The sequence below is a fragment of the Pseudofrankia coriaricola genome, assembly GCF_032027725.1.
In the GTDB taxonomy this organism is placed as follows: domain Bacteria; phylum Actinomycetota; class Actinomycetes; order Frankiales; family Frankiaceae; genus Pseudofrankia.
On record NZ_JASNFO010000024.1, the window covers coordinates 141,587 to 163,934 of the forward strand.

At 66.9% G+C, this 22,348-nt stretch carries 22 protein-coding genes and 2 pseudogenes; 11 read left to right on the forward strand and 13 right to left on the reverse strand.

The window, feature by feature from the left end; all coding sequences use genetic code 11:
- Positions 1 to 19: 19 nt before the first annotated feature.
- From QOZ89_RS14165 to QOZ89_RS14175, 3 genes are all read left to right on the forward strand, one after another.
- Positions 20 to 358 (forward strand): EthD family reductase, encoded by a 339-nt coding sequence (locus tag QOZ89_RS14165; RefSeq protein ID WP_198543233.1) that lies wholly within the window; start codon positions 20 to 22, stop codon positions 356 to 358.
- 113 nt (positions 359 to 471) lie between these two features.
- Positions 472 to 597 (forward strand): hypothetical protein, encoded by a 126-nt coding sequence (locus tag QOZ89_RS14170; protein ID WP_312623980.1) that lies wholly within the window; start codon positions 472 to 474, stop codon positions 595 to 597.
- 8 nt (positions 598 to 605) lie between these two features.
- The gene (locus tag QOZ89_RS14175) at positions 606 to 1,589 is read left to right on the forward strand and encodes an RNA polymerase subunit sigma-70 (protein ID WP_312623981.1); all 984 of its coding nucleotides are present in this window, start codon (positions 606 to 608) and stop codon (positions 1,587 to 1,589) included.
- Between the two features lie 139 nt (positions 1,590 to 1,728).
- Here QOZ89_RS14175 and QOZ89_RS14180 read toward each other — a convergent pair whose 3' ends face one another.
- On the reverse strand, positions 1,729 to 2,880 hold the full coding sequence (locus QOZ89_RS14180; protein WP_071048781.1) for a glycosyltransferase: 1,152 nt from the start codon (positions 2,878 to 2,880) through the stop codon (positions 1,729 to 1,731).
- Positions 2,881 to 3,391: 511 nt separating this feature from the next.
- On the opposite strand from QOZ89_RS14180, the gene QOZ89_RS14185 reads away from it, so the two are divergent.
- The 4 genes and pseudogenes from QOZ89_RS14185 to QOZ89_RS14200 all read left to right on the forward strand — a co-directional run bounded on the left by QOZ89_RS14185 (position 3,392) and on the right by QOZ89_RS14200 (position 5,457).
- Complete coding sequence (locus QOZ89_RS14185) at positions 3,392 to 4,468, forward strand: sensor histidine kinase (RefSeq protein WP_312623982.1); 1,077 nt, start codon at positions 3,392 to 3,394, stop codon at positions 4,466 to 4,468.
- Between the two features lie 11 nt (positions 4,469 to 4,479).
- The gene (locus tag QOZ89_RS14190) at positions 4,480 to 4,617 is read left to right on the forward strand and encodes a hypothetical protein (protein WP_312623983.1); all 138 of its coding nucleotides are present in this window, start codon (positions 4,480 to 4,482) and stop codon (positions 4,615 to 4,617) included.
- A gap of 53 nt (positions 4,618 to 4,670) precedes the next feature.
- Positions 4,671 to 4,976: pseudogene (locus tag QOZ89_RS14195) on the forward strand (response regulator); the annotation flags it as partial.
- A gap of 214 nt (positions 4,977 to 5,190) precedes the next feature.
- Positions 5,191 to 5,457, forward strand: coding sequence for a hypothetical protein (locus QOZ89_RS14200; protein WP_312623984.1), 267 nt, complete (start codon positions 5,191 to 5,193; stop codon positions 5,455 to 5,457).
- Between the two features lie 124 nt (positions 5,458 to 5,581).
- On the opposite strand, the gene QOZ89_RS14205 is transcribed toward QOZ89_RS14200, so the two are convergent.
- From QOZ89_RS14205 to QOZ89_RS14225, 5 genes are all read right to left on the reverse strand, one after another.
- The gene (locus QOZ89_RS14205) at positions 5,582 to 6,952 is read right to left on the reverse strand and encodes a permease prefix domain 1-containing protein (protein WP_071048782.1); all 1,371 of its coding nucleotides are present in this window, start codon (positions 6,950 to 6,952) and stop codon (positions 5,582 to 5,584) included.
- Positions 6,949 to 7,323, reverse strand: coding sequence for a PadR family transcriptional regulator (locus tag QOZ89_RS14210; protein ID WP_071048783.1), 375 nt, complete (start codon positions 7,321 to 7,323; stop codon positions 6,949 to 6,951). Before QOZ89_RS14210 ends, QOZ89_RS14205 begins: the two co-directional genes overlap by 4 nt.
- A gap of 891 nt (positions 7,324 to 8,214) precedes the next feature.
- Positions 8,215 to 8,409, reverse strand: coding sequence for a hypothetical protein (locus QOZ89_RS14215; RefSeq protein WP_312623986.1), 195 nt, complete (start codon positions 8,407 to 8,409; stop codon positions 8,215 to 8,217).
- Positions 8,410 to 9,128: 719 nt separating this feature from the next.
- Entirely contained in the window at positions 9,129 to 10,208 is a 1,080-nt protein-coding gene (locus QOZ89_RS14220; RefSeq protein WP_131803984.1) for a PucR family transcriptional regulator, read from the reverse strand.
- Between the two features lie 309 nt (positions 10,209 to 10,517).
- Positions 10,518 to 11,195, reverse strand: coding sequence for an alpha/beta fold hydrolase (locus tag QOZ89_RS14225; RefSeq protein WP_241841712.1), 678 nt, complete (start codon positions 11,193 to 11,195; stop codon positions 10,518 to 10,520).
- Between the two features lie 40 nt (positions 11,196 to 11,235).
- Between QOZ89_RS14225 and QOZ89_RS14230 the strand changes: the two genes are divergently transcribed.
- Positions 11,236 to 11,382, forward strand: a complete 147-nt coding sequence (locus QOZ89_RS14230) for a hypothetical protein (RefSeq protein WP_241841713.1) — start codon at positions 11,236 to 11,238, stop codon at positions 11,380 to 11,382.
- On the opposite strand, the gene QOZ89_RS14235 is transcribed toward QOZ89_RS14230, so the two are convergent.
- The 7 genes from QOZ89_RS14235 to QOZ89_RS14265 form a co-directional block, all read right to left on the reverse strand.
- The gene (locus QOZ89_RS14235; RefSeq protein WP_083418598.1) at positions 11,374 to 11,715 is read right to left on the reverse strand and encodes a RidA family protein; all 342 of its coding nucleotides are present in this window, start codon (positions 11,713 to 11,715) and stop codon (positions 11,374 to 11,376) included. The two genes, QOZ89_RS14230 and QOZ89_RS14235, sit on opposite strands and share 9 nt — an antisense overlap.
- A 5-nt stretch (positions 11,716 to 11,720) precedes the next feature.
- Positions 11,721 to 12,905, reverse strand: a complete 1,185-nt coding sequence (locus QOZ89_RS14240; RefSeq protein WP_241841714.1) for an alpha-hydroxy acid oxidase — start codon at positions 12,903 to 12,905, stop codon at positions 11,721 to 11,723.
- Positions 12,860 to 13,978, reverse strand: a complete 1,119-nt coding sequence (locus QOZ89_RS14245) for an SLAC1 family transporter (RefSeq protein ID WP_157910494.1) — start codon at positions 13,976 to 13,978, stop codon at positions 12,860 to 12,862. The genes QOZ89_RS14240 and QOZ89_RS14245 overlap by 46 nt, the downstream gene beginning before the upstream one ends.
- A 136-nt stretch (positions 13,979 to 14,114) precedes the next feature.
- Positions 14,115 to 14,879 carry an amino acid ABC transporter ATP-binding protein gene (locus QOZ89_RS14250; RefSeq protein WP_071048789.1) on the reverse strand — a complete coding sequence of 255 codons (765 nt, stop codon included), beginning with the start codon at positions 14,877 to 14,879 and terminating at the stop codon, positions 14,115 to 14,117.
- The gene (locus QOZ89_RS14255; RefSeq protein ID WP_157910495.1) at positions 14,876 to 15,700 is read right to left on the reverse strand and encodes an amino acid ABC transporter permease; all 825 of its coding nucleotides are present in this window, start codon (positions 15,698 to 15,700) and stop codon (positions 14,876 to 14,878) included. The genes QOZ89_RS14250 and QOZ89_RS14255 overlap by 4 nt, the downstream gene beginning before the upstream one ends.
- A gap of 134 nt (positions 15,701 to 15,834) precedes the next feature.
- Positions 15,835 to 16,920: an ABC transporter substrate-binding protein gene (locus QOZ89_RS14260; protein WP_071048791.1), complete on the reverse strand. Its 1,086-nt coding sequence runs from the start codon at positions 16,918 to 16,920 to the stop codon at positions 15,835 to 15,837.
- A 393-nt stretch (positions 16,921 to 17,313) separates the two neighbouring features.
- Complete coding sequence (locus QOZ89_RS14265; RefSeq protein ID WP_083418603.1) at positions 17,314 to 18,216, reverse strand: transporter substrate-binding domain-containing protein; 903 nt, start codon at positions 18,214 to 18,216, stop codon at positions 17,314 to 17,316.
- Positions 18,217 to 18,405: 189 nt separating this feature from the next.
- Here QOZ89_RS14265 and QOZ89_RS14270 point away from each other — a divergent pair, with 189 nt between their 5' ends.
- From QOZ89_RS14270 to fxsT, 3 genes and pseudogenes are all read left to right on the forward strand, one after another.
- The gene (locus QOZ89_RS14270; RefSeq protein ID WP_071048793.1) at positions 18,406 to 18,954 is read left to right on the forward strand and encodes an SDR family NAD(P)-dependent oxidoreductase; all 549 of its coding nucleotides are present in this window, start codon (positions 18,406 to 18,408) and stop codon (positions 18,952 to 18,954) included.
- 530 nt (positions 18,955 to 19,484) lie between these two features.
- Positions 19,485 to 19,868 (forward strand): annotated as a pseudogene (locus QOZ89_RS14275) (toll/interleukin-1 receptor domain-containing protein); the annotation flags it as partial.
- A gap of 198 nt (positions 19,869 to 20,066) precedes the next feature.
- On the forward strand, positions 20,067 to 22,348 hold a 2,282-nt coding region (fxsT, locus tag QOZ89_RS14280; RefSeq protein WP_312623993.1), incomplete at its 3' end, for an FxSxx-COOH system tetratricopeptide repeat protein.

Sequence of the window (22,348 nt, forward strand, 5' to 3'; positions counted from 1 at the left end):
TGACAGTAGGTGAAAACAGATGACCGCAACCGTGGACCCGACCGCCAAGCAGATGGCGCGATTCGCCATGATCTACGACACCCCCTCCGACGTCGACGCGTTCGAACGTCACTACAACGATGTCCACATCCCATTGGCGAAACAGCTTCCAGGCCTGCGCCGTTACACGCGCAGTCATGAGCCGCCACCCGTGATCGGCGAGCCGTGCTACATGGTCGTGATGCTGGACTGGGACGACATGGCTGCCCTGGAAGCCGCGCTCGGGTCCGAGATCGGCCGGCGCACCGCCGAGGATGCCGCGAACCTGGCCCGCTACTCGACCATGCGCGGCATGATCCTGCAGCTCAACGAGGTCTGATCGCCGCCGCCGCGAGAGGGCGCCCTATGGCCTGGGTTTCGATTTCTTTCGCAACGACGTCCCGGTCGTATGAGCGAGGATCCGGACCGACGGGACTGGACAAGGAGCAGCGCATGGCAAGCAGGCAATCCGCGGCGGCGGACTATGAGCGGAGGCCGCGAGACAACCGCCTGTCGATGGACGACTGGGCTGCCGTCGCACATCTGGCCGACTGGCCGCTGCCCAGATTCGCGGCATGACGGCGCACGTGCGGGAGGCGGCGGACCAGGACCGGTTCGTTGCCGAGACCGAGCGGTTCCGCCGGGAACTGTTGGCGCACTGTTACCGCATGGTCGGCTCGGCACATGACGTCGAGGACCTGGTGCAGGAAACGTATCTTCGGGCATGGCGTTCCTACGCTGGCTTCGAGGGCCGTGCGTCGATTCGGTCCTGGCTCTACAAGATCGCCACCAACGTCTGCCTGACTGCGTTGGAGCCGCGCCGGATCCGGGTGCTGCCCTCGGGCCTGGCAGGTCCTTACGACGGACCCGATGGCCCGGCGAGTCACGTTGCGCCGGGCGAGGTCTCGTGGCTGGAACCGTTGCCGGACCGATGGATCGCCCCGGCCGCCGACGATCCGGCCGCAGCGGTGGTCGCGCGCGAGTCGCTACGGCTGGCGCTCATCGCGAGCCTGCAGCACCTGCCCGCCCGCCAGCGCGCGATCCTCATCCTGCGCGAGGTGCTGGCGTTCTCCGCGGCCGAAACCGCGGAGATCCTCGGCACCACCACGGCCGCGGTGAAGAGCGGTCTGCAGCGCGCCCGCGCCCGGCTGGACGAACTGGAACCAGAGCCCGAGGGATTGCTCGAACCGACCGACCAGCGGGCACGTGCGCTGCTCGACGGCTACATCGCAGCCTTCGAGCGCTCCGATGCCCGCCTGCTGGAACACGTGCTGCGCATAGACGCCACGCTGGAGGCGACGCCGTTCCGCGAATGGCAGGCCGGCCGGGAGAAGTGCATCCACATGCTCGACGCGTACGTGCTGGGCGCACCAGGCGACTGGCAGATGATCGCTACTACAGCTAACGGCCAGCCCGCCGCCGCCGTGTACTACCGGGACGCGCACGGCGCGTTCCGGGCAAACGGCATTGTCGTGCTGGCCCCAACCGCCACAGGCATCTCCCGCGTGATCAAGTTCCACGATCCAGCGCTGACCGTGATGTTCGGCTTCCCGGACGTGCTCACGGACTGATCCCGACCGGGCGTGTAATAGGCACGCCGACTCGGCGCATGCTGACACGCCGAACTGCCGCGGGTGACCTGAGCCGCCTCAGCCCTAGCTGGATCCCCCTGCGCCACAGCAACTCCGCAGACCGATGATCCCGTGTGGTTCACGCGGAGACGTGCGACGTGTCCAGGGTGACCGCCTCGATCAACGACCTCGCGGCCACCGTCGCCCCGTCGGCGCTGATCGTGCCGGCAATGCGGGTCGCTCGGGCACGGGTCTCGCCGCTCAATGCCGTCCTGAGCGCGACCGCCAGGGACTCGGTGGTCGGGGCCGGGCCATCGTGTGCCGCGCCGATCCCCAACTCGGCCACCCGGCCGGCCCAGTACGGCTGGTCCCCCCCGGCCTGGGGCACTACCACCTGAGGAACACCGGCCCGGGCGGCCGTCGTCGTCGTGCCCGCGCCGCCGTGGTGCACGACGGCGGCAACCCGGCCGAACAGCGCCTGCTGGTTGACCTCGCCGACGGCGAAGCAGTCGTCCCCACTGTCGACCGGGGCCAAGTCGGCCCAGCCGCGGGCCAGGAGGACGCGGCGGCCCTGCGCGCGGATCGCCGCGATGGACACCTGGGCGATGTCCTCCGGGACGCCCCGCATGCTGCCGAATCCCACGTACACCGGTGGTGTACCGGCGTCCAGAAACGCCACCAGCCCGGCGGGGAGCGGGCGGACGTCTAGCAAGATCCACGCGCCGGTGGACATGACGTCGAGGTCCGCCGACTTCGGCCACGGGCTCAGGGTCGGGTCCGCCGCGAGCCATGGGTGGTCGGTGAACATGAACGCGCGAACGTCGTCTACCGGTGGCAGGTCGATCGACGCCCGGTGGCTGTTGATCGGCGGTCCGAACAGGCCGTTCCAGTTCTGGACGTCCAGATCGGTTAGCACGTTCGGAGCGAAGATCACGTATCGGTGGGGGATGTCCACCTTCTCGGCCACCGACTGGGCGACGAAGTGCGACATGGCGGTCGCCAGGAGCACGTCGCATCCCTCGGCTGCCGCGGCGACCGTGTCGTACTGCGCGGCGATGAACTCGGCCACGCGCTGGGTCCGCTCCTCCGGCGTCGCCGGCCGCTCCCAGGAGCGCCACGGCCGGCGGAACGGCACCAGCGGCACACTGACGCCCGCCAGCAGCTTCGCGAACTCCTCATCCGGCGGCGCGCACACCCGCACCTCCGCGCCGAGTGCCCGCATTTGCACCGCGAGTCCCACCATCGGTTCGACGTCCCCGCGCGACCCGTACGTCGACAACAACACGCGCATTTCTTGACTCTCATTTCCGTGAGTTCTGGCCTCGGTCGGTGATTCTGCCGCCGGAGCAGGGTCTTGCCGCAAGCCCTCCGGTCGGCTATACCTTAGAAATGGAGAGAGGTCCTGCCCGGGCTGTAAGACGGTGTCGGGCCGGGTCAAGGAGTTCACCGGACGTACTCAGCACGATCATCCTGCGCATCCGCATCGGCCCGCCGAGCCGCGCCGTGCATGTGGGCATACCAGCCTTTCGCGACGTCGCCGGCCGAACTGGCGGCCAGGCGCCTTGCTGATCTGGGGTTGAAGCCGCCGGCCGCAGCATCGTCCGGTCCAGGCCGATTGCCGCGCGGCGGGGTCGGGTCGGTAGCGGCACCAACGGGGCGTGACGAGAGGCCGACGCTAGGGTGGGGCTATGGCCGGGTCGTCGCGTTCTGCGGTCTGGGGTCGGTCTTTGCCGGGCGTCAGCTTTCTCGGCCGGGTAGGGCGTCGCGCGGTTGTGGAGTCGCTGTATCTGCTGACTGCCCCGGTGAGCGCGGTGGCTGGCCTGTTGCTGGTGCTCGGCGGGCTGTGCGTGGGAACGGTGGGTCGGCTGGTTGCGGGCAGGGCGCCGGTTGTGGCTGGTGTCGCGGCGCCGGTGCGGTGGTTGGCCGATGTGGAGTGGTGGCGGATCGCCAGGGTTCGCTCGGTGGCTGCCGGCGCGGAGGGTCTGGGCCGGCGGTCGAGGCCGAGCGGGGCCGCCGCCGCGTCGGACCCGGGGATGTGGCTCGGCCTGGCCCATGTGGTGGTGGTGCTGCCTGTCGCCGTGGTCACCGCGGTGGTGACGGCGCTGTGGTGGTTCTTGGGGGTCGCTGCCGCGACGACGGCTGTGCGAAACCGGGGTGCGTGGGCCGGGACGATGCAGCCCATGACCTTGAGCGCGGGTAGCGCCCAGTCCCACATCGATGTGAGTCTGGGCCTGACCTCGCCGGCCGAGCGGATGACCTTCGGGACCGTGGTGGGGCTGCTGCTGATGATGGTGCTGCCGCTGGTGACTCGGGTGTGCGTCGCCGCGCAGGCCCGGCTGGGGCGGGCTCTGCTATCGGATGCGTCCCCGTTGCACCGCAGGATCAGCGGGCTGGAGCAGGAGCGGGACACCGCTCGCGCGCAGACCGTCGCCGCGGTGACGGCGGAGGCGGCGGCGCTGCGCCGGCTCGAACGCGACATCCACGACGGGCCTCAGCAGCGGCTGGTCCGGCTGGCGATGGAGCTGGGCCGCGCGCAGCGCCATTTCGACCGCAGGCCCGAGACCGTCCGGGAGGCGCTCGCCGACGCCCTCGTCCAGGCCGAGGAGGCGTTGGACGAGCTACGGGCCCTGTCACATGGCATCGCCCCGCCGATTCTCGTCGACCGCGGCCTGCGCGAGGCGCTCGCCGAGCTGGCCGCACGCTCGACCGTGTCCGCCCAGCTCGATGGCGGGCCCCTGAGCCACCGGCCGGAGGCCGCCGTCGAGACGGCCGCGTATTTCGTCGTTTCCGAGGCCCTGACGAACGTGGGCAAGCACAGTCGTGCCGGCCGGTGCGTGATCGGACTGCGTCACGATGCGGCAGCTCTGCGGTCTGGGTAGCGGACGACGGGGTGGGCGGCGCGGCGTTCGACAAAGGGCACGGACTGCGAGGGCTGGACGACCGGGTGCACGCACTCGGCGGCGGGCTGCGGGTCACCAGTCCTTGCGGCGGGCCGACGATGATCACCGCGGAGCTGCCGTGCCGCTGACCACCGACGACACGACCCCCGAGCCATGGTCGGGACGGGCGGCCGGCGGTGGGCTGCGGATCGTCGTGGCCGACGACGCGGTGCTGCTGCGTGAGGGCCTCATCCGCCTGCTCGCCGAGGAGGGGCACCAGGTGGTGGCCGCGGTCGGTGACGCCCCGGCCCTCGTCGAGGCGGTGCTGCGACACCGCCCGGACGTCTCGGTCGTCGACGTCCGGATGCCACCGACGCACACGGACGAGGGCCTACGGGCGGCGATCAGCGTCCGTTCGCGCCTGCCCCGCTCACCCGTGCTGGTGCTCAGCCAGTACGTCGAGACGTCCTACGCGGCGGACCTGCTCGCGGACGGCTCCGGCGGGGTCGTCGGCCGGCGCTCTTGCGGCGATGCTCGCGCTGCTCTCTCTGGCGGCGGTGATGGCCAACATCCAGGGTGCGAAAGCGCCGTTCTCCTCCCTGATGCCGATGCTGACGGAAGGCGCAACCGACCAGGAGTTCGCGACCACGCTCGACCAGGCCAGGCAACGGCTGGCTGACTCCTCTCGCGCGGGTGCACGGACGCCGCCAGCCATCGACGTGATGATCGCCGACTTTTCTCGATACCACGCGGTGATGGCCGTGATTGCCACGATCGCGGCGGCTTCCCTCCTCGGCACCAGCGTGCTGCTGTGGAAGAGGTTCGCGCGAACGGCCTCGTCCGATAGGCGAACTAGACGCGTGGTGGGGTCGTTCGGTGTCCTGTCCGCGTTGCTGACACTGGGCCTGATCGTCCACTCGGCGGCGAATGCGACCACCGCGGCCGACCGGGGACCAGCGCTCCTTGGCGCTCTCAAAGGCGGATGGTGACGCACCTCGCCGCGCCCAAGATCAGTGAAGACCTCCCGAACGGCATCTGTCCGCCGTAGGGGAGCCAGTCTCACCGGCGGCACATAGTGTCCGGCGAATTCACCGGCGCCACCTGTCGGGTGGGTCAGGCGTAGTTGAACAGCGGAGGGAGGACGAGGGCCGCGATCCAGGCCCAGGCGGCGTAGACGGGCAGGTAGCCGGTCTGCCAGCGTTCGAGCGTCGCGAACGGGGTGCGTCGACGGACGAGCCCCAGCAGCAGCCACGCTGACCAGGCGAGGTTGGCGAGCAGGATGACGTTCTCGCCGAGGGCCGCGGCCTTGTTGGGTGTGGTGCCGTATTCGGTGATGCGCCCGGTGATGGCCAGGAGTACCAGCACGTCGATGGCCAACGCGCTTACCACGAGAGCGAGCTGCAGCTTGTCGAACAGATCGGGTGGGGCCAGCGGGTCGCGGGCTGAGATCGAGTAGAGGAGCAACCCCAGCACGATGACCAGGAGCAGGTCGAACAGGATCAGCGCTTGGCGCTCGACGTCGATGCCGTTGCTGGTCCAGCCGATGGCGACGAGGAAGGCGAGCAGGACCGCTGTGAACAGCGGAGTGAACAGCCGGGTGAGCACCGGAGCGATGTTCTCGACGACGCTTTGCTTGGCCTCGACGAGCCATCCGGCCACGACAACCCCGGCCGCCGCGCCGCATGGAAGGAGCCATTGCGCGATGAAATCCTGCGGAACGATCCCGATGGCCTTGAAGGCGCCGGTCGTGAATGCGGTGAGTACACCGCCGCCGAGAGCCATGAGGACGAAGTAGATGAACCATTCACCGGTGAAGCGGATGAAGTCCATGCGTCGACGGGACGACCGCCAGTCGTCGGCCAGGTAGGCCAGGCCCACCACGAGCCACAGGGCGATGGGCAGGTGGATGCTGGTGATGACCAGCGACTGCGACCTGTCCGCCAGGGGGTAGGCGTTGGCCGCGACGGCGCCGAGCGCGAACAGCGCCACCAGTATCCCGATCAGTGAGCGTCGGGCCTGCCGGCGCCAGGCGAGGAAACCCGCGAGCCAGGGCAGCACGAGCAGGCTGACGTTCGGCCCGTAGAACGAGGCCGACGCGTCGTTGTCCAGCCTCACCCCGAACAGCTCCGGCGCCTTGATGGACAGCGCGGCACCCGCCGCGCAGAAGGCCATCACCCGCAGGTCCCGCCGCGACCGCGCGTCCGCGGCCGGGCTTGCGGTCAGGACCAACTGCTTCCACAGCCGTTCCGAGTGCTCCCGGGCAAACTCACGGGACAGGTCGTCGAGGCTACCCATCCGTTTGACCGCGACCAGGAACGCCTCATCCGCGTTCAGGCCGGCCTCGACGAGCTCGTCCACGGAACCACGGAGATGGTCTTCGAGCTCGTCGGCGTCGGGCGGCCGCATCTCCCGGCGACGCCCCACGTACTGGCGCCACTGCGCGAACTGCGCCTCCAGCTCCTCCTGCCCCTCCCGCGCCGTCATGCCCGGCCCTCCAGCGGGATCGCCGTCAGCGTCCCGCGGTCACCAAGACCCAGCCAGATTCCCTTGAGCGCGTCCATGACCGTGGCCCACTGACGGCGCTGCTCGGCCAGCTCGGCCAGACCAGCCTCGGTGAGGCGGTAGTACTTGCGCCGCCGCTCGCCCGTCACCGACTGCCAGCTGGACTCCACACATCCGAGACGCTCCAGTCGGTGCAGCAACGGGTAGAGCAGGCCCTCCGTCCAGTCCAGCTCGCCACCCGACAACTCGTTGATCCGCTTGAGGATCGCGTAGCCATAGCTCTCCTCCTCGGCCAGGATGCCGAGCACCATCGGCGTCGCCGAGGCGGCCACCAGATCCTTGCCGACCTTCACCAGGCCTCACCCCGTTCGGTACCCTAGAAGTACGATGCATAGTACTGCTAGGTAGAGAGGGCGCAACGGCTGGTACGGCGTTTCGGGCGGGACCAGCCGTTGCACCCACTGCGAGCACCGTTGCGTCGGCTAAGCGCAGGAGCCGGGTCGGCCCCCGTCCGGCGTGACCCTGTGGTGCGTAGCCGCAGCGGTCCCCGGTCTGGGCATCAGAGCTCGCGGCGTACCGGTTCCCACCGGACGTGATCACACTGGCCGCGCGCTGTACCGGCAGTACGCCCGGTCCTACGGCGCTCTGATGCCTCCGATAGATCCGCTCGCGTTCGACGCCGATCCGCTCCCGGACTCACGCAGAACTCGGAAGACGGTCCCATCCGGGTCGGGGCCGTTGAGGAGCGCCGCCATCTCCGGATGCTCGAGTACCAGGACGGCGCCGCCGGGAGCGGCGTCCGGTGCTCGTCTGGCGGTTCGCCGCGCAGGTGCGGATGATCTACAGCGGCGTGTTCGGCGGTGGGCTCGCGCGGGGTGAGTGGGCCATCAATGCCGAGGTGGCGCTGGACTACCACCGTGACGATCCCGGCAGCCGACAGCTGGCACCGTCCGATCCTCGGTTTCGCGACGGTGCTTTGGGCGGAATTCCCGTGACGACCGACGATCTTAGAGATCATCTCGGAGATCGACGATCTCAAAACCGAGCTTCGAGTCGGACCGATGTGAACTCCAGCCCAAGCGAGAGCAGAGCGATGAGCATGACGCGTGCACCGGCAGGGGCGGCCACAGCCCGTCCACGGCCGGCTGGGTGGGGCAGGCCGCGATCGTCCTGGGCCTGCTGGGCGCCGCGCAGGCGGTGGCCACGGTCGCCTGGCCCGCGCAGGTCAGCGACGGGCAGTACAGCTACCCCTTCACCCCACACTGGTACACCGCCGCGATGATTTTCTTCGCGGTGCAACAACTGGGCGTACTGGCCGGCATCGGCGGGATCGCGCTGCTGGCCCGGGCCCGCGCGAGCCAGGCGACCAGGGCCGGGCTGCTCATCGGGACAATCGCCACGATCCTGCTGATGGCAATCGCCGCGATCGCCGCGATCACCACCGCCCACGACGCGGCCGGGCTCGGCCCGGGCCGAGGCATTCGACAGCGCCTACGGCGCGCCGACGATCGGGATCGGGATCGGCCTGGTCATCGCCGGCATCGGTCTGGCCCGACGGCCGGTCCTGCCCGGGCCGGGCCGGGCCGGGCCGGTGGATCGTACTGGCGCTCGGGATCTACGTCTTCGTGCCGATGCTGCCGGCCCTCTTCGAACCCGTCGTGCTCGGCCGGCTCGCGTTCGGCCTCTGGATGCTCCTGGTCGCCGCACTCGGGCTCATCCTGGTGCGCGCCGGCCGCAGCCCGGTCGACCCCGCCGCGCTACGCCACCGCATCGCCGAATGCGACCGCAAACTGGCCCGCCACCGCGCGGCCATCGAGACCGGCGTCGACCCCACCTCCGACTCGGGGTGCCCTTCGGCTTCCGCCTCATCTGGCCACCGACGTTGGTCAAGGTCGCTCCGACATTCGTGTGGCTGGCGATCCTGCCGCACCCGTGCACGCCTGGCGACCGGGACGCCGGGGACCGCTACCAGCTCTCGGTTCTGCAAGCCGAGTTCTCCCTGCCCCAGGTGCTCGACCGTCCCTGTCCGGCCGAGTGTTCTCTGAGGAGGTCATCCGGGAGAACCTCGACCTGGGCCGCCCCGACAAAGTCGGCCTGATCTTCGACCGGCGGACCGGGCTGCGGCCCGCCGACGGTTCCGTACCTCCGCGCGTTGGAGTCACGACGGCAATGTGTTCGCCAATCTCGACTCCGATGCTATGACCGTGTCCACGACGATCAACGACGCGGCAAGCCCTCGTCCGCTTCGCAGATCGAGTCCGGAGAGCTTCTTCCATCGGTCGATCCGGTAGGCAGCGGTGTTGGGGTGCACGTTCAGTTTCTGCGCGGTCCGACTGATCGAGAAGCCGGAGTTCGAGAACGCGCGCACCGTCTCCGCCAGGTCGGGATGTTCCCGTGCCACCAGCGCAGGGTGGGCGAGCACGGGTGCGAGGCGTTCCTTCTCGGCATGGACACACGCCCACATCCAGTTGTCTTCGAAGAGCTGCACGCCCGCACCGGGCTCTGCCAGCTCGGCCGCTCGTTTCGCGTCCCCCAGACTGGTGCGTGCACCGACCAGCCCGGGTCGTGCCAGCCCGATGCCGATCCGCCCGGGGAGCAAGTCGAGCTGCGCGCCGAGCTGACTCGCACTCGCGCGCTGCACGACGACCACGACGTCGGGGCCGACCACACAGACCGCGGCCGGGAGATCCCGTACGCTGCGAAGAACTGCGGAGAGCATGCGTTCCGGAGCAACATCAGTGTGCAACCAGGCGCCGACGAAATCCTCTGTGGGCACCATCCCGAGATCCTCGGACAGCTCCGCGACATCCGTGCCCGTCGCCCCTCCGAGCATCGCTCCGACCAGGCGACGCTGGAGAGACAGCGTAGTCGTTCCCTGGATCGATTGGCCGGCTCGATAGCCGATCGAGACAGCCTCGATCACCAATTGGAGTCGCGAGAGGAGGAACGTCGTGATCTCGCCCAGGAGGCCGCTGGTCGGCGGAACACGGGTGCGGAGTACATCCCAGATCTCCTTGTGCGTGACTTGATAGGCGCCGATCAGCGCTTCGAGGGGCACCCCCTGGGAGGCTCGCAGGCGGCCGACCGCGCGGGTTGCCGACAAATCGGCGGCGCTTGGTCGTTCCAGCATCCGGAGCTGACCACCCCACAGTCTCAGATGCAGGTCGCGGTTGGTCGAGACGTGGTTCTCGAACGAGATCGACAGATACTCGGGGATGTCCTTGCGCACCTGGGTCACCCAGGAGGCCACCCTGTCGTCGAGGTGCTCGATGACGTCGTCGCAGGCGTCTGAGACGAGGGACAGATGTCCTCTCGCCGGGCCTGGGCCTGCCGCAAGACCGACCGGCTCGAGAACCCCTTGACGTGCCATGGATGAACTCACCACGTTGCCCCTCAATGTTCTTCGAGCCAAGAGTCTGACGCCGGATGCCTGGGACGCCGGAGATCTTGTGACTATCTGAACAGAGTAGGTTGCGCGTGAGTCGGCCAAGAAAAAGGATGGTTACGGACGTGCTGCCGTCTATGACTACTGTCGATAACCGGCGAGTCAGCCGGCCGCGCGACCGGCCAGCTCGACGATCGCGTCGCAGACGATGTGCGGAGCTTCCAGGGTGATCCACGATCCTGAGTCCGGGGTCAGTGGCTCGATTCCCATGATCGCGAGCTGCTTGCGGCGGGACGTGGGGGTCACGATCGGGTCGCTGACAGGGTTCATCATGACGGCGGTCACCCCACTGTCATGCAGCCGGCTGAGGATCGCATCACGATCGACGGTGTAGACACCGATGTAGGGGGCAAAGAAGTTGGGACCTCCCCGCAACCGATCGGTGAAGCACTCGACTCGTGTCTGTACGTCTGTCTCGGGCGGCAGGTTCTTCGTGACTGTGTTCCACGTCTCCACGAGTCCTCCCCCGTCGGCGGTGAACTTGTGCAAGCCGACGTCGTAGAACCCGCGCTGCCCCTGAGACCAGTCCTCGTACATCCCGTAGCCGATGCAGAGCACTCCCCTCACGAGGTCGGGGTGCGCGGCACCGAGATACGCCGCGTACACGGCGCCGGCGTGCTGACCGACGACGATGCATCCCGCCTCGCCGATGAGCGGTCTGACCGTTTCGAAGATCGCCTCTGCGTATCCGGGCGCGTCGAGCCACTGTTCCGGCGCGTCGGAGTCCCCGAGGCCGGGGATGTCCGGTGCGACACAGTGGATGGCAGCAAGACCCGACATCACTTTCGTCCACATCCGCCCCGACGACTGCATCTGATGGATGAGCACCACCGTCGGCCGCGACGGGTCGGGCGTGCCGCTCGTTCTCACCATCATCTGGCCGATCGATGTGTCGATGATCGAGCGTCGGATGAGCGCGGTCTGGGTGGGCATTGCGTATCCGTTCTTCGCGGTGGTCTCAAACTGAGGGAACATAGGCCCACCCTTCGATCTCGATCAGTCCGCCGAGGGGCAGATCTCGGACGATGATCGCGCTGCGCGCCGGCGGTTCGTCCTGGAACACCGCGGTGTAGGTGGCGTTCATAGCGCCATAGCTCGAGCCATCGGTGAGGAATACCGTCGTTTTCACGACGTGACGCGGAGACAGCCCGTGTCGCGCGAGCTCACCGACGAAGTTCGCGAGCGCTGACTCCGCCTGGGCATCGAACCCCTCGGCCAGCCCACCGGCGGTCAGCCCGAGCTGGCCCGAGATGGCGACCCAGTCGCCGGCACGGACGCTTGAACGAAAAGGAAGGGCCACGGCTCTCACACCTCCCGCAGATCGATCATGTTGTCCGCGCCGAGCTCGTGCACACTGGTCTTGCCGATCAGCGGCAGCGCCTGGCGGATCTCGTTCGAGAGCAGTTCCAGCGTGCGCATCACGCCTTCTTCCCCGTCCGCACAGACTCCATAGATGGCGAGACGCCCGATGACGACGGCATCGGCACCGAGCGAGAGAGCCTTCAGAACGTCGGTGCCGTTGCGGATGCCGCTGTCCAGCGCGATCTCGATGTCGTCCCCGACAGCGGCGCGGATGGGGGGCAGCGCTTCGATCGGGGCCAGGACGCAGTCGAGCTGACGGCCACCGTGATTTGAGACGAGCAGCGCTGACGCTCCTGCGGCGATGGCCTCCTGCGCGTCCTCCACAGACAGGATTCCCTTCGCCATCCAGGGAAGCGAGGTCTCCCCGAGCAGGCCGCCCAGGTGCTCCCAGGTCCAGACCGCCTTATCGTGAGTGAAGAGTTGTCCGAACGCCGCTGTCAGGGCCTCCGAAGTGGACGGGTAGTTGCCCGCGAGAACATCGACGGGCGGCGACCAGCGATTGCGTTTGTTCCGCTCTCTCCACCCGGCCGTCGGGCAGTCGACCGTGACGCACAGCCCGCGATATCCCGCGCGTTCGTATCGGGAGACGACATCCAGAAAGTTTGCGTCGGTTCCCATCGGGTGGAGCTGGCCGATGGCGCCGGTGCCGGGGGCGACGGCGGCGTTCGCCTCGAGCGAGTGGCTGCCCGCCTCCGGCACGATGCTCGCCGTACCGAACCGGCGGTTGGCCCGGCGCACCGCGAGCTGACCATCGACGTCGAACAGCCCGTCCCCACCGAACGGAGCGGTCAGTACAGGGAGCGAGAGGGGGATGCCCATGAAGCTCGTAGCGGTGACGGCGGGCTGCGACCCGCTCATCGCCCGGGGCTTGAAGGCCCAGCGCTCGAAGACCTGGCGGTTGCGCCGGATCGAGACCTCCTGCCCGGCCCCTCCCTCGAGATAGTCGACGAGCTCAGGAACCAACCGGGCCAGTGCGGCCGCGTGGATCTCGCCCAGCGTGGCGAACCTCGGCGTGGCGACGCCCGCGGTCAGGTCTTCCTTGCGGAGGCCAGGCTGCGGAGACGGATGGGCGGCAAGATGTGTCATGGCGTTCTCTCTTCGTTTCGCACGCGTTGCTTCCGGGCACAATCGATCGAGGTTGAGGTGCGCGGACGCGCGGGATCCTTCAAGGAGGCGAGGCGATGTCTCAGGCGACGGGCCAGGCCGATTCCCTTCTGGGCGGATGCGGAGGCCACCGCAGTACGGATGGCGATGTATCCGATGGCCAGCGTCGCCGCTACGAGGAGAACCCATCCGATGGCCTCCCAGCCCGGCGGCATCGGGGTGGGCAGCCGCCTGAGTAAGAAGTTCGTGCTCGCGGCAATGGGAAAGGTGAACGCCCAGAACGCGCCGCTGAATCTCAATCGCAGATAGACGGGAAGGAGCATGGCCTGAAGCACGATCATCATCACCAGCACCCCAGCGAAGGCGTCGATCGCCGTTCCGTAGTTGGCGGGATGCGCGGCCATCCACGCGATTCCGCCGGTGGCCGGCGGCGCGACGAGCACAGACAACAGCGGCGCACGATTTGCGGGCAGTGGACCGCCGACGATGAGGCGCGACATTACCACTGACCCGATCACGAGCCAGAAGAACAGACCCACACCGATCGCGGCCATGCTCACCGGGTAAAGGCCGACCGAGGAGAACGCAATGCCGGCGATGAACGCCCCCGCGACTACGGGCAGGAGAAGGCCCGGATTGATGGCCTCCTCGGGCATGTCGCCGGTGAACCATGCCGCGAGCGTGCGCGCGGCGAGGCCCGCGAGCATGATGACGAGCGCCCAGCACGCCCACGTCGCGAGCTGCCGGGCGTAAAGCCCGAAGTGCACGAGAAGCAACAGGCCGATCGCGGGGATGTAGGCGGCGAGATGACTCGTGTGCGGATGCGCGAGGTCGTTCAGCAGTGAGCCGGCGTAACGGATGCTGTGCACGGCATAGCTCACACTGAAGACGAGCCAGAGCCCGGCGCCCAGCGCGTAGAGCACCTCGGAGGGCAACGTCGGCGCTCCGAGCCCACGGGAGGCTTGCGCCCATGCGCCGGCGAGACCAGTCAAGCCGAGCGGGATAGCGAACAGGTTCAGCGGAACTGTCCGCGAGATGGGACTCCGCAGTGTCTCTCGCGAACCGTCACCGAGCCGGATGGCCGCTCGTACTCTCACAGCATTCGCCTTCCGATCGATGGGGATCCGGCAACTTTCGGGCAGGCATTCGCTAAACCGACGTCGCCCTCGGGGGCGGCCTTGGCCGGGGTGTTTCCGTCAGCCGGCGTGTTCCGGCCAGCCGACGATCTCTGCGCTAGAGCACCCGGGAGAGGAATTCCTTGACACGCGGATGCTCCGGAGCGTCGATGACGCTCGACGGTTCACCCTCTTCCAGGATCTGCCCATCGGCCATGAACACGACCCGATCTGCCACTTCGCGTGCGAAACCGATCTCGTGCGTGACCACGACCATGGTGGCTCCCTCCAGCGCCAGCGACTTCATGGTTTCCAGCACCTCGAGCACGAGTTCGGGGTCGAGGGCCGATGTCGGCTCGTCGAAGAGGAGTACGTCAGGTTCCATCGCCATGGCTCGTGCGATCGCGACGCGTTGCTGCTGCCCGCCGGAGAGCTGGTTGGGGTAGGCGTTGTGCTTCTCAGACAGACCGACGTGGTCGAGGAGTGCTCCGGCGCGTTGCCGTGCACGAGCCCGGTCGACGCCCTTGACCTGGGTGGGTCCTTCCATGACATTCTCGATCGCGGTGCGGTGCGCGAAGAGATTGAACTGCTGGAAGACCATGCCGGTCGAACGGCGTTGACGCGCGATGTCGCGCTCCGAGGTCTCCCGCAGCACTCCGCCGGCCTGCCGGTAGCCGAGCACCTCGTCGCCGACCCGCACGAAGCCTTCGTCGGGACGCTCCAGATGATTGAGACAGCGGAGCAGGGTCGTCTTGCCCGAGCCGGAGGGTCCTAGGAGGCACACAACCTCCCCCCGCCCTACAGACAGGGAGACCGACTTGAGAACCTGGTTCTGACCGAACCTCTTGGAGACCTGAACGGCCTCGAGTAGCGATGTCGTCATGCGGCGCTCCCATGCGAGATCGCTTTCTGCTTGCGAAGCGGGTTCGTGCGTCGAGGACGCTCATGCGCGCCGAAGCGCCGTTCCAGATAGGACTGTGCGATGGTGAGCAGCGCAACGAGCACGAGGTACCAGATGGTCACGACCAGCAGCAACGGGATGATCTCGAAGGTTCGCGAGTAGACGCTCTGCGCCGAGTAGAGAAGGTCGGGCACGGCGATGTAGGCGACGATGCTGGTGTTCTTCGTCATCTGGATGAACTGATTCGCCAGCAGCGGAGTCGCAATGCGCATTCCCTGCGGGAAGACGATGCGGCGGAACACCTTCGACGACGTCATGCCGATCGCTGCTCCGGCCTCCCGCTGTCCGGTGGGAACCGACATCAGCGATGACCGCACGACCTCGGAGCCGTACGCTGCCTCGTAAAGACTGAACGCGACCACGGCGCAGACTCTCGGTGAGATCAAGTCTGACGTGCGGAGGCTGACGAGCGGTTCGTAGAACGGCAGCCCCACGACGATATTCGGATACAGGAGCCCGATATTGAAGGTCACAACCAGCAGAACGAGCAGCGGTACTCCACGGAAGAACCAGACGAACACCGCGCCCATCCCGCGCACGATCAGGATGCCGGAGAGCCGCATGGCCGCCACGATGCACGCCAGCACGAGTCCCACCGCCATCGAAATCACGGCGAGCGTGACGGTCATGCCCAGGCCGTCGAGAATCTGCTGGTCGAACAGGTAGCGCCCGACGGTCGACCACTCGAGCGCCTCGTTGCCGAGAAAGGACACGACCGTTGCGGCGATGACGACCAACGCCACGATGGGAACCGTCCTGCGTGCGAGTCGCCGTCTGCGGTGCACGGGCATCCGGAGCAGGTCCTCGGCTGTCGGAACCCTGTTGCCGATTTTCGTGTCGCCGGCCATGAGAGCACTTGTCGCCGCGTCCATTGGGGTCACTCGCTCTCGATCTCAGGGTTGACTTCAGAGCGCTCGACGCCTTGTTCCTCGAGGCCCCACTTCGCCAAGATCTCCTGGTATGTTCCGTCTTCGATCAGCTCGTTGACGGCCTTCGCGAGAGCCTCGGCCATGCCGCTTCCCTTGCGAGTGACGATGCCGGAGACCACACGGCTCCGCGGCTGCGGACCAGTAACCTTCCACACGCCAGGGGACTGCTCCATGGTGTAGGCGGCGTAGATCTTGCCGGTGTACCAGGCGTCGATGTTGCCCGACTTGGTCGCGAGCTGGGCGTCGCTGATCGACGGGTAGGTCTGGATGTCGATGGCCGGGTGGCCCGCCGCCCGGCAGTCCGCAGATCCGTCCTCCAGGACGGCGACAAGGCGGTCGCCGGTCAGCATGCCTATGGACATCCCGCAGAGGTCGGTGAGCTCGTCGCCGATGTCACGGCTTTCGACGGGCACCACGAGGGCGTCGCCGGTGGTCAGGTACGAGGTCATGTCGAACTTCTCGAGTCGCTCCGCGGTGATCGCGGCCGCACCGGTCCAGTCGTACTTGCCGCTTTCGACACCGAGAAGTTCGTTCTCGAAGCTGTTGGCATCGGTATTCACCTTAACGCCGAGCTTCTCGCCGATGGCCATTGCGAGGTCGTAGTCGAGGCCCGTGAGCTCGCCGCCGTCGTCCTGGAAGCTGAGCGGCGCGAATTTCGAGAGCACGGTCGAGTTGAGCGTGCGGCCCTCGTACTCCTCGGGCAGTTCGATATCGCTCGGTGCGGGACGGATGGTGGTCGTCGCCTCGGTGTCGGCCGAGGAACCGGATGCGCACGCGGAGAGCGCCAGGGTGAGCGTCACAGCGCCCAACAAAACGGCGACGCGCCGCTTGGGGAAGGTGATGAACACGATGTCCTCCTGGGTTGAGTCGGTGGGTCTGTGGGGCGGGTGGGCATACGCCGCGTCCAGCACGAGCTGGCGGCCGTCCCGGACGTATTTCCAGATCCCGTCGTGGACCGACCCCAGCGTGTACAGGACGATTCCTGAATGCCTGTGCTCGGTGTTGTAGTAGCCGAGGAACGCGGCGGCGAACACCGGGAGGTGTCGATGCCCGTGAACGAGCCCGGGAATGCGGGACAATACTTCAGAGTTTTAAACGCCGCTTCGGAGTAGGTATTGTCGTTCGACAGCTTCGGATGCGACCGCGACGGCGTGATATACAGATCGGCCAGCAGGTCCGAGACGGTCTTCCCTCAGTCGTGGTCAAAATCACAAGACCCTGATCCGCATCTCGCCCCACTCCCACACTCGATGGCTTGACCGTCCCGTCTTAGACCAGCGTGACAGAGAGGGTTACGGACGCCGAGCCAGTGTGGGCACCTTCTCGTTTTCCACCGCATACCTGGCAGGTGGTTCGCGGCTGGACTGTGAGATCCACGATGCCGGGCGTCATGTCATCGGCGTGCGGGATCTCTACCGGGTGCCGGGTCACTCGATGACGTCTTCGGTGGGATTAACTTCCGAGACCTCGAGCGCCTGCCCGCCGATGCCCCACTTCGCGAGGATAGCCTGGTATGTTCCGTCTTCGATCAGCTCGTTGACGGCCTGCGCGAGAACCTCGGCCATGCCGCTTCCCTTGCGGGTGATGAATCCATCGACGACGCGGCTGCGGGGCTGCGGGCCAGTGACCTTCCACACGCCAGGCTCGAGCTGTTCGGAGTAGGCGGCGTAGATCTTGCCGGTGAACCAGCCATCGAGGTTGCCCGACTTCGTCGCGAGCTGGGCGTCGCTGATCGACGGATAGCTCTGGACGTCGATGGCCGGCTCACCCGCCGCCTGGCATTCCGCGGAACCCTTCTCCAGTTCGTCGATAAGTCGGTCGCCGGTGAGCGACCCGATCGACAGGCCGCATAGGTCGGTCATCTCGTCGCTGAGCTCTGGGCTGTCAGCGAGCACGACGAGGGCGTCGCCGGTGGTGAAGTACGACGTCATGTCGAACTTCTCGAGTCGCTCTGCGGTAATCGCGGCCGACCCGGTCCAATCGTATTTGCCGCCCTCGATACCGAGCAGTCCGTTCTCCCAGGCGTTCGGAATAGCCTCGACCTCCACGCCGATCTTCTGGCCGATCGCTTCCGCGAAATCCTTGTCGAGTCCGTCGAGCTCGCCGTCTTCGTCGAGAAATCCGAGCGGCGCGTAGTTCGAGAGCACGGTCGCGGCGAGGCGCCGACCCTGGTATTCATCGGGCAGTTCGATGCTGGCCTGGTGGCTTGCGCTGGTGGTCGTTTCGTCGGTGCCAACCGTGCTGGAGGAGGCGCACGCGGAGAGCGCCAGAATGACTGCGGTGGTGCCGGACACTGCTGCGGCGAACCGTTTGGGCCGTGTGATGGCCAAGAGTGTCTCCTAGGTGAGACGAGAGAAAACAGGGTCAGCGCCAAGCGATCCGCAAGCTGTGCTGCGTATCGCCAACAGGTGCTTGGCTCATGTGGCCTCAGTATTCGGACCGCGCGCCACGGCGGGCAAGCCGCGCGAGGAAACTTCTCGTTTCCACCGCAATCCCGTCATCCGGCCCGCAGCTGGACTGTGAAAATCACGATTCCGCCCGGCGGCGCGCCCACCGCCCGCCGACTCGTCGCCCAGCTCCGCACCGATACCCACGCCAGTCTCGACACCGACCTCGTCCTCGCCGACCTTCACCGCAGCCGCACTCGCCGCCGGCGACCGGGTCGTCGGCGCGGCCCGCGATATCTCGCCGCTCGACGACCTCGCCGCCCGGCACCCGGGCCGCCTGCTGGCCCTGCGCAGGGCCGCCTGCTGGCCCTGCGCCTCGACGTCACGGACCGCTCGGCGGTCTTCGCCGTCGTCGGCCAGGCGGTCGGGCACTTCGGCCGGCTCGACATCGTCGTGAACAATGCCGGGGTGTTGTTCGCCGGGATGGTGGAGGAGTTCACCGAAGCCGAGGCCCGCGCTCAACTAGACCCCAACTTCTTCGGCGCCCTCTGGGTCAGCCCTGGGACATCGGGCTTCGTCACGGGTCTGGCAAGGCCTCCCTGGCCGTCGCCCTACTTTGGGTGGAGTACGCGCCCACGCTCGCGCCTGGAGAAAACGCCGCGGTCCGGCTCGCTCCGCTGAGTCCGCACCTATGGAGACACCTGATCATCGGCGACGTGATCCTGATGCATGAAGGTCGGCCGGCTGTCGACATCGGCTCCGTCATCGAAGTCGCTCCCGCCAGCCACCCTGTCGACGGGGACGACGCCACGCCCGCAGCCTGATCCAAACGTGTGGCTGCCAGCGTGGCTGCCAGAAACGATCAAAGGTCGCCGTCCCTGATCGACTTGGGGGCGGCGACCTGCAAGAACTACAGAGTGTAAGTGTGGGGCGGGTGGGGCTCGAACCCACGACCGGAGGATTATGAGGACTATCCGGCTATGCGGTGTGCTGACCTGCGAAGATGCGCGCCAAGCGTGACCGTGCAGCGTCGAATACTCCGCTGTGAGGCGCTGCCCGCAAGTAGGTTCTGGGTGTCGGACATCACACAGATGGCTAGACCTCCACTGTGATCTCCCAGTGGCCGTCCGCTGACCGGCCGGCGAGCCCCCGCTCTGGGCGATCTAGTCAGGTTTCGCCGTCCGTGGCGATCGCGGTGGGACACTGATCGCGTGAGTCACGGGGGTGAGCCGGCGGCTTGGGACTTCTTTGTCTCCTACACGGAGGTCGATCGGCCGTGGGCCGAGTGGGTTGCGTGGCAGCTGGAGGAAGCGGGCTTCTCGGTCATGGTGCAGGCGTGGGACATCCTGACGGGTGACAACTGGCCTGCGCGCGTCGACGAGGCGGTGCGGCGCAGCGGTCACACACTGGCCGTGGTCTCAGCTAGCTACCTCGCCTCGGAGTGGGGCGCGGTGGAACGGCTCGCCGCACTGCGCGCTGATCCGTTGGGGCAGGGCCGGAGGCTGCTACCGGTGAAGGTCACAGCTGTACGCGACGAAGGACTACTGGGTTCGGTTGCGGACGTGACGTTGGCCGGCTTGACGGAGCAGGCGGCTCGGGATCGGTTAGTGACAGCGGCCCGAACGGTGCGGGGCGGTCAGCGTGCTAAGCCGCCGAGTCGGCCGCTCTATCCTCCAGTCGGAGCTGCGTCGCCGGTCGAGGCCTTGCGGTTCCCTGGCCGACCGCCCGGAATCTGGCAGGTCCCATGGCCGCGAAATCCGAATTTTGTTGGTCGCGCCGGCGAGCTGGCTGGGTTGCGGCAGCGGCTGACACGCGGGACTGGGACGGTCCCGGTTCTGCCGCAGGCGTTGCACGGCTTGGGTGGTGTTGGTAAGACACAGCTGGTCGTCGAGTATGCCTATCGGTATGCACCGTCCTATGACGTGGTCTGGTGGGTGGGCGCTGAACAATCTGCCTTGATCATTGCAAGTCTTGCTGGTCTCGCCGAGCGACTTGGTATCGCTGTTCCGGGCAAGGCAGAGGACTCTGCGGCTGCTGCGGTCGAAAGCCTACGTCGAGCGGAGCGCCAAGCGGCATGGCTGGTGGTCGTCGACAATGCTGCCGGCCCTGACATGTTGCCGGAGTCACCCGTGCTGCGGGCTTTGCTGTCGGCCGCCGGCGGTGCAGACGGAGGCCATGTCATCGTCACCAGCCGGGATAGCCGCTGGTCAGAAGTCGCGACTCCAATCGATGTGAGCGTGCTACCTCGAGCTGAGGCAGCACAATTGATACGTAACCGCGCGGTCGAATTGAACGAAGCGGAGGCGTTGGCCGTCGCAGACGCGGTCGACGGACTCCCCCTGGCGTTGGAACAAGCAGGGGCATGGCTGGCAGAGACAGGTATGCCAGCCGATGTCTATGAACGAGAGCTGCGATCGCGCGCCCGGAAGGTAATGCGTCACGGTGCACCTGCCGGGCGGGAACCGGTCGCTACAACCTGGACGGTTACGCTGCATCGTTTGGACGATCCTGCCGCGGTCGCGCTTGCTCAGCTGTGGGCAAATTTTGGACCAGAGCCGATCCCACTCGACCTGATCCGACCCAATGTGGCGGAACTGCTCCCTGCTGAGCTGCAAAGCATCGTCGTCGACCCGTTCAAGTATGCAGAGACCGTCGGAAAACTGGCTCGCCTCGCGCTGGTTCGTTCTGTTGGCGGGACAGTTGTCATGCATCGCCTTGTCCAGGCAGTGCTCCGGGACGAAACGCCCAGCGGGCGACGAGATGACCTTCGGAACACCGTGCATCGCCTTTTGGCTGCCGCGCGCCCTGTCGACCGCACGGTGCCCAGCGGATGGGGGCGACTAGCTCAAATATACCCGCATCTGATAGCCACCGATCTGATCACATGTGCAGACGACGCGGCACGCGATCTCGTCATATCTATGATCTGGTACTTGCGTCGAATAGGTGATCATCGCAATGGGCGCTCGCTTGCGCAACAGACATCCCGACAATGGGCGATAGCCGTGGGAGAGGACCATCGTTACACTCTTGCCGCCCAAGCTGAACTGGCAGCGACGCTTCGCGAATTGACGGACTACGCGGGCGCTAGGGCAATCGAGGAACGGATCTTTACTTGGCGCCGGGAAATTCTGGGAGACGACCACCCCGAAACACTCGAAGCCGCCGCACAACTAGCCAAGACGCTGTGGGCGCTTGGCGACTATCCCGCCGCGCAGTTCCTTGAAGAACAGCTGCTTGCTCGACGGGAAGATCTACTCGGCGATGACCATCTGCATACTCTCGAAGCCGCGGCCGAGCTTGCGGCCACGCTCCGAGAGGCGGGCAACTACGTGGCCGCACGTCAACACGAGGAACGAGTTCTTACCCGGCGATTGGAAATCCTTGGCGAGGACCATCCTGACACGCTGAAGGCCGCTACAAACCTCGCGACCACTTTGCTCGAAATCGGCGACTATTCGAGCGCCCTAGCCCTTGAAAGACAGGTATTTGACCGAAGACGTGAATTGCTCGGCGAGGACCATCTCGACACACTGAAGGCCACTGCGGAGATTGCAGGAGCAGTGCGGACGGGAGGAGATTACCATACTGCGCTACAGCTGGCAGAACGAGTGCTCGAAGGATGCAGGAAGATCCTTGGCGAAAACCATCCGGATACTCTAGAGGCTGCCGCGAACCTTGCCGAAATTGTCCGAGAGATCGGCAGTTACGAAACCGCACGGGAGCTCGAACAACGCGTATTGGCTCGGCGTCGCGAGCTGCTCGGCCCGGACCACCCTCGAACGCTGGCCGCGATGGCCAACCTCGCGGTCACGTTGTGGTGGGCAGCAGATTATGACGGCGCCCAGGTGTTGGAACGGCAGGTGGCCGATCGGCGTCGCGAGCTGCTCGGCCCGGACCACCCTGACACCCTGGTCGCGATGGCCGATCTCGCGGCCACACTCCGTAGCGCCGCCGATTACCAGGGCGCCCAGGCGTTGGAACGGCAGGTCCTCGATCGGCGTCGCGAGCTGCTCGGCCCGGACCACCCTCGAACGCTGGCCGCGATGGCCAACCTCGCGGTCACGTTGTGGTG